Consider the following 5,450-nt stretch of genomic DNA (forward strand, 5'->3'; position numbering starts at 1 on the left):
ACGGCGCGCCCGAGCAATCGGCCATGGTGAAGCTGTCGCCGGCCGCCCAGCGCCGTCCCGCCAGCCGCTCGTCCAGCCATGGATAGATCGTGTCGAGTTGTCCGCGCGCCCTGCCGATGCGGGCCTCGTCCGGCTTTTCGGTGATGAACGGCAGGTGCTCGGCAACCACCGCCTGCATCGGCGTCATCACGCAGCTGTCGAAGACGCGGTCCATCGTCCGCACCTCCCGCGCCAGGGCGGGGTCCGAAGGCACCATGGCGGGCGCGGCGTGCTCGATGATGATGGTCGATTCCATGATCGGCTCGCCATCGTCGACCAGCATCGGAAACTTGCCGACCGGCCAGTGAGCGGTGAGGGCAGCCTGCTCCTCCGGCTGCTCGACATTGTGGAAGGTGAACGGCGTGTCCGTCTCGTAGAGCGCGATCAGCGCCTTCCAGGTGTAGGAGGAAAAGGGGTGACCGTAGAGATCGAGCGTCACCAGCGACCCTCCGCCATCTCTTTCTGCCGCCGTTCCTCGCGCTCGTTCGGCGGCGCCTGGCTGATCGAGCCTTTGGGGATTTCGCCACCCGGTTCCAACGTGGTGATCAGCACGCCGCTTGGCCCGGTCTCGTGCTTCGTGAGCTTCATCGCGGACGCGGGCGTTCCTCCTCGAAACGTGCGTTTCCCGTCGCCGAGCACCAGCGGGTAGGTCAGCAAAGTCAGGCTATCGAGGAGTCCGGCCTCGATGAGCGCCGGGTAGATCGCGCCGCTTCCCCAGATGCGCAGGTCCGGCCCATCGCCGTCCTTGATCTTCCTGAGCTCGTCCATGCTCGACACGCGGTGGCTATTCTCCCAGTCGAGCCGCGGCTCGCCATGCGTCAACACATATTTGTCGGCCTTGCTGAAAGCCTCGCCGATCCCTTGCTCCTCGCCTTCCACGAACGGCCAGTAGGACGCGAAGATGTCGTAGGTCCGGCGCCCGAGCAGCAGCGCGAACGGCGGCTTCAGCAACTCGCCGATCGCCGCTTCCGCCACCTTGTCCCGATAACCCATCTGCCACCCGCCGTGGGCGAAACCGTCGGTCGGGTCCTCGGATTTCCCGCCCGGCGCCTGCATCACGCCGTCGAGCGTCTGGAAGATGGCGCCGACGATCCTACGCATCGGCTGGTATTCCGTCGGCGGCCGCTTCCAGTGCGGCGATGTCGATCTTTTTCATCGACATCATCGCCTGGAACGCGCGCTTCCCGCGCTCGCCGCCTTCCGCGTTGAGCTCCATCAGGCGCCGCGGCGTGATCTGCCAGGAATAGCCCCAGCGGTCCTTGCACCAGCCGCACATGCTTTCCTGCCCGCCATTCTCGACGATGGCGTTCCACAGCCGGTCCGTTTCCTGCTGGTCGTCCGTCAGGATCATGAAGCTGACGGACTCGTTCGGCTTGAAGTTCGGACCGCCGTTCAGCGCCATGAAGGGCTGGCCGCACAGCGTGAACTCGACCGTGATCTCCTCGCCCGCGGGCGTGGACGGGTTGTCGGCGGGCGAGTCCGTCCCTGAGCCGACGCGGCTGTCCGGAAACGTCCGCGCGTAAAATTCGGCGGCCTTGCGCCCTTCGCCGCGGTCGAACCACAGGACGGTCGTCAACGTGTTCGAAGCCATTCGTGCTCTCCTTACTCGCCACCGACCAGCGCGAACTCCGCGCCCTGCGGGTCGGAGCCGATGATGACCCAGTCTCCGGTCGGCACCTGGTGCGGGCCCATGTGGATCGTGCCGCCTTTCTCCTCGGCGGTCCGCTTGGCGGCGGCGATCGACGGAACGCGGAAATAGTAACGCCAGTGCGGCATCTGGCCGTTGCTCGCGTTGAACAGTGCGCCGATCCGAGTGCCCTCGTGGTCGAAGAAGCGGTACTGGCCCATCTCGCCCATATCCATGAACTCGTCGCTGCCCCAGCCGAACTGCTCCTGGTAGAAGCGCCGCGCCGCATCGACGTCGCTGGTCTGGAGCTCGTTCCAGCCGCAGCGCTGCACGGCATCGGTGGCGAAGACATCGCTCTGGGCGTCGGGATTGCCCTCCGGCGGGGTCGGCGTCATCACATAGAATGGCGCGGCCTGCGGATCGGTGACGAGCGCTATGCGCCCGGCCATCGCAATGTCCGTCGGCGGCATCCACGTCCTGCCGCCGGCCTGCTCGATCTCACGCACCGCCCGGTCCACATCGGCAACGTGCACGTAGCCCAGCCAGCCGGGCCGTGAGCCATGCTCGCGCATGTCGTCACTGATCGGCAGCACGCCGCCAGCGAAGCCGCCGTCGCTGCGGCCGATCATGCGATAGCCGCTGGCCTCGGGGATCGGCTCACCGATCGACCAGCCGACGACCGCCTCGTAAAAGGCCTTCGCGCCCTCGGCGTCGCTCGTCATCAGCTCGTACCAGATATAGCCGCCGGTCGAACGATTGCTTCGCGCATCCGTCGCGGGTGCTTCACGAGTGTCGGTCATGACTGGATCCTCCGTTGCTGGCTGGATGTCCTCAGGCTGTGAGCGGGGCGGCCTGGGCCGCGGCCTCGCCGCTCGCCGCACTGTCGATGACGGTGTCGAATCCGCCCCAGAACATGCGCGAGCCGTCGAAGACGCCGCCGCCATGCTGCATCCGCTGGTCCTGCATGATCTTCTGCCACGCCTCGTCACGAGTCGCCTTGTCGGGCCATTCGATGAAGGAGAAAGCGACGGTCTCGCCCGGCTCCGCCTTCACTGCGCGATGGAAGTCGGTGACCTTGCCTTGCGGCACGTCGTCGCCGAGCGTCTCGACGACCCGCGTCGCCCCATATTCCACGAACACCTTTGCATTCCGGCCGGCGAGGCCGGCGTAGTCGTCCCGCGCGCTCGTCGGCACCGGGACCACGATGCCGTCGACATATCGGCCACCGCCCGAGCCTTCCTCGACGATGGCGTCGAAGCCGCCGAGGATCATGCGCTTGGCGTCGAACGGCGGGTCGCCGCCGACCTCCATCATGCGCTCGTCGCTCATCATGCTCGCATTGGCGGCATCGCGAGCCGCGCGGTCGGGATATTCGAACCAGGCGAACACGATCTTCTCGCCCGGCTCCGCAGCCACGGCCTTGCGGAAGTCGGTTGCCTTGCCGTCGGAAACGTCGCTTTCCCACGCCTCCGCCTGCCGGCGCACGCCCACTTCGCGAAGGAGCGGCACCAGCGAGTTCGCATGCTTCGTATATGCATCCTTGTTGGCCTCGGGAACGGCGACGACGAATCCTTCGAAGTAGGTCATGCGGCTTCTCCTTGCGGTTCGTTCTGATCGTATGCGGCGAACTGGTCGGCGAGAGCGCGCCGAAAGGCGGGGCGCTCTTCGCCACGCTTCACGTAACTGGTGAGATTATCGAAGGCGTCCAGCTGGCCGCTACGTTTGGCGAGCCTCAGGACCGTCACCATCATGATGTCGCCGATGGTGAAACGGTCCTCCAGCCAGGGTTTGTCTCCAAGCCGTTTGGACAGCTGGCCGAGCCGCAGTTGGGCGAGCTCGTCGAAGGTCGGTTTCGCAGGCGTCGCCCAGTCGCGCTCCGCCCAGAAGCTGTTCAACAATGCGCGGAACTGCACGAACGGCTCGACGCTATTGACTGCTGCATAGGTCCATTGGATCGCGCGGTATCTCGCCTCCTGCTCGCGGGGCAGGAGCGCTTCGCTCCTCTCTCCGAGATATTGGAGAATGGCCCCGCTTTCGAAGATCTGGACGCCGCCGTCGCGTAAACAGGGCACCTGGTTGAACGGCTGCTCCATCTCATAACCCGCTGGCCGTTCGGCGCCGATTAGGCGGACGCGATAGTCGAGCCCTGCCTCTTCGAGCGCCCAACGGACCCGCAAGTCCTTGACCAGGCCGCGCGGCCCTTCCGGCACCCAGCGGAATGCGGTGACCTCGATCGATGCGTTGGGATTGATTGCCACGATCCTCTCCTGGTCGCCGAATGTTACGCGGCTGCGTCGGCCGCCGTCTCTTCAACCGGATGGGCGCCCTTGGCGGCGAACTCCGGGTCCATCCACATCGGCTCCCACTGGTGGCCGTCCGGGTCCTCGAAGTCGCGGCCGTACATCGGTCCGTCCTCTTCGGTTTCGCTGCGCAGCGACTGGTCGACCTTCCCGCCTGCGGCACCGGCGGCATCGACGATCCTGTCCACCTCCTCCGGGCTTTCGCATGAGATGCACAGCATCACCTGACTACTGCTGTTCGCGTCCGCAATGGGTTTGCGGGTGAACGTTGCATAAAAGGGATGGGTGAGAAGCATCACCGAAATGGTGTCGGACAGCACCATCATCGCCGCTGCGTCATTCGAGAACTTGGGCTCGTTGCGGAACCCGATCGCTTCATAGAACGCCTTCGAGCGCTCCAGCTCTGTCACCGGCAGGTTCACGAAGATCATGCGGTTCATTCTTTCCTCCTGGCGACTCGATTCGCTTGATCTTAACCGCAGGAAGTCATAAATTGCAACTGTGGAGTTAGAAAAAGTAACTAAATCGCTCGCGGGAGACGACAAACGCCGCTACGACGATGCCTGCGGTCTTGCCCACGCCCTGGAGCTCGTCGGCGAACGCTGGGCGATGCTGATCCTGCGCGAGCTCGCCTACGGGCCTCGGCGCTTCTCGGGTTTGAAGGCCGACCTGTCGGGGATCAGCGCCAACGTCCTGACGCAGCGGCTCGCCGAGCTCGAGAGGCGCGGGATCGTCCGCAAGACGCGGCTTCCGCCGCCGGCTTCCGTCCAGGTCTATGAAGCGACCGAGTGGGGACTGGAGATTGAGCCGCTGATCGGGGCTCTCGGCAAGTGGGCGGCGCGCAGCCCGAATCATAACCCGACGCTGCCGATGAGCCCCGTGTCGCTGATGATGTCGCTCCAGACCCTGTTCTCGCCGGAACGGGCCGCCGGCCTCGAAGCGCGCGTCGGCTTTCGGCTCGGCGAATCGGAATATGTGGCCAGCGTCGGCAGGGAGCGCGTCGATATCGAGCGCACCGACGCCGCGGGAAGCGACGTGATCTTCTCCGGCAATTCGAACGACGTCACCGGCGTCATCCACGGCGGCGCACCATTCGAGACCATCACGGTCGAAGGAGACTTGGGCCTCGCGAAGCGTTTCCTGACGCTCTTCCCCCTCCCACCCAAGGCGGGTTAAGGCGCCCTCATGACCGACCTTCCCAACGCCAATTCCGAAAGCCGAAGCGAGACCCTGCTCGCCAGCCCCGACAAGGTCGTGAAGGTCCGCGACACGTTCGGAGTCGAGTCGGACATGGAGGTGCCCGCGTTCAGCGAAGCGGACGAGCGCGTGCCCGACCTCGACCCGACCTATGTCTTCGACGCCGACACGACGCTCGCCATCTGCGCCGGGTTTGCACGCAACCGGCGAGTGATGGTCCAGGGCTATCATGGCACCGGCAAGTCGACCCATATCGAGCAGGTCGCGGCGCGGCTTAACTGGCCGCT

At 65.3% G+C, this 5,450-nt stretch carries 8 protein-coding genes and 1 pseudogene; 2 read left to right on the forward strand and 7 right to left on the reverse strand.

What is annotated here, in order from left to right:
* The 7 genes from JOZ79_RS09060 to JOZ79_RS09095 form a co-directional block, all read right to left on the reverse strand.
* A partial coding sequence (locus JOZ79_RS09060) for a glutathione S-transferase family protein (protein WP_294073407.1) occupies positions 1-478 on the reverse strand: 478 nt, incomplete at its 3' end.
* The gene (locus tag JOZ79_RS09065) at positions 475-1,140 is read right to left on the reverse strand and encodes a dihydrofolate reductase family protein (RefSeq protein ID WP_294073410.1); all 666 of its coding nucleotides are present in this window, start codon (positions 1,138-1,140) and stop codon (positions 475-477) included. The genes JOZ79_RS09060 and JOZ79_RS09065, both read right to left, overlap by 4 nt.
* The gene (locus JOZ79_RS09070; RefSeq protein ID WP_294073412.1) at positions 1,133-1,630 is read right to left on the reverse strand and encodes a VOC family protein; all 498 of its coding nucleotides are present in this window, start codon (positions 1,628-1,630) and stop codon (positions 1,133-1,135) included. Before JOZ79_RS09070 ends, JOZ79_RS09065 begins: the two co-directional genes overlap by 8 nt.
* Before the next feature lie 11 nt (positions 1,631-1,641).
* Complete coding sequence (locus JOZ79_RS09075) at positions 1,642-2,466, reverse strand: VOC family protein (RefSeq protein WP_294073414.1); 825 nt, start codon at positions 2,464-2,466, stop codon at positions 1,642-1,644.
* 31 nt (positions 2,467-2,497) lie between these two features.
* Positions 2,498-3,253, reverse strand: a complete 756-nt coding sequence (locus JOZ79_RS14145; protein WP_366514811.1) for a DUF1428 domain-containing protein — start codon at positions 3,251-3,253, stop codon at positions 2,498-2,500.
* A complete protein-coding gene (locus JOZ79_RS09090; protein WP_294073416.1) occupies positions 3,250-3,924 on the reverse strand; it encodes a glutathione S-transferase family protein in 675 nt (224 codons plus the stop codon). The genes JOZ79_RS14145 and JOZ79_RS09090 overlap by 4 nt, the downstream gene beginning before the upstream one ends.
* 23 nt (positions 3,925-3,947) lie before the next feature.
* Positions 3,948-4,406 (reverse strand): VOC family protein, encoded by a 459-nt coding sequence (locus JOZ79_RS09095; RefSeq protein ID WP_294073418.1) that lies wholly within the window; start codon positions 4,404-4,406, stop codon positions 3,948-3,950.
* Positions 4,407-4,467: 61 nt separating this feature from the next.
* On the opposite strand from JOZ79_RS09095, the gene JOZ79_RS09100 reads away from it, so the two are divergent.
* Both JOZ79_RS09100 and JOZ79_RS09105 read left to right on the forward strand, forming a co-directional pair.
* Positions 4,468-5,142, forward strand: coding sequence for a helix-turn-helix domain-containing protein (locus JOZ79_RS09100; protein WP_294073420.1), 675 nt, complete (start codon positions 4,468-4,470; stop codon positions 5,140-5,142).
* Between the two features lie 9 nt (positions 5,143-5,151).
* A pseudogene (locus JOZ79_RS09105) lies at positions 5,152-5,450 on the forward strand (cobaltochelatase subunit CobS); the annotation flags it as partial.

Source organism: Sphingomonas sp. (assembly GCF_019242355.1).
Classification (GTDB): domain Bacteria; phylum Pseudomonadota; class Alphaproteobacteria; order Sphingomonadales; family Sphingomonadaceae; genus Sphingomicrobium.